This window comes from Streptomyces sp. 7-21, assembly GCF_016741785.1.
Lineage (GTDB): Bacteria > Actinomycetota > Actinomycetes > Streptomycetales > Streptomycetaceae > Streptomyces.
In genome coordinates, this window is sequence record NZ_JAERRL010000048.1 from 1 (window position 1) to 581 (window position 581).

At 68.5% G+C, this 581-nt stretch carries 1 protein-coding gene; it reads left to right on the forward strand.

Going from position 1 to position 581, the window contains the following annotated elements; all coding sequences use genetic code 11:
• The coding region (locus tag JK356_RS21515; protein ID WP_201870353.1) for a S8 family serine peptidase at positions 1–581 on the forward strand (581 nt) is incomplete at both ends.

Genomic DNA, 581 nt, shown 5'->3' on the forward strand with positions numbered 1-581 from the left:
AGCAGCGGTCAGCGGGAGCCGTACTCCACCTACGGTCCCCAGGTCGCCCTGGCCGGTCCGGGAGAAAACACGCCTGGACACTGCGACTGGGATACCCAGCGCGACCCGTGCATCTTCGAAGACGGCGGCACCAGCAGCGCCACGGCCTTGGTTTCTGCGTCTGCTGCGCTGGTGTGGGCGGCGCATCCGGAGTGGACCAAGAACCAGGTCCTCAACGCCCTGATCACCACCGCCGACGGACCCGGCGACGGCGAACGCAACGACCAGGTCGGCTACGGCATGGTCCGCCCCGACCGCATCATCCTCGACAACCAAGGCGACCCCGGCGACCCCGACACCAACCCCCTCTTCGCCGCCTGGGAAAGCCTCATCGACCCACCACCCTCCACCGAACCCAACCCCACCCCCACACCCCACGACAACACCCCACCACCAGCCGGAGACACCGACACCGACGACCAGGCAGCGGCAGACGACACCAGCGAAGACACCAGCGGCAGCAACACCACCGCCACTCTCCTCCTCACCCTCGCCGCCGCCGTCCTCCTCACCGGCCTGACCACCGCAATCCTCCTCAACCG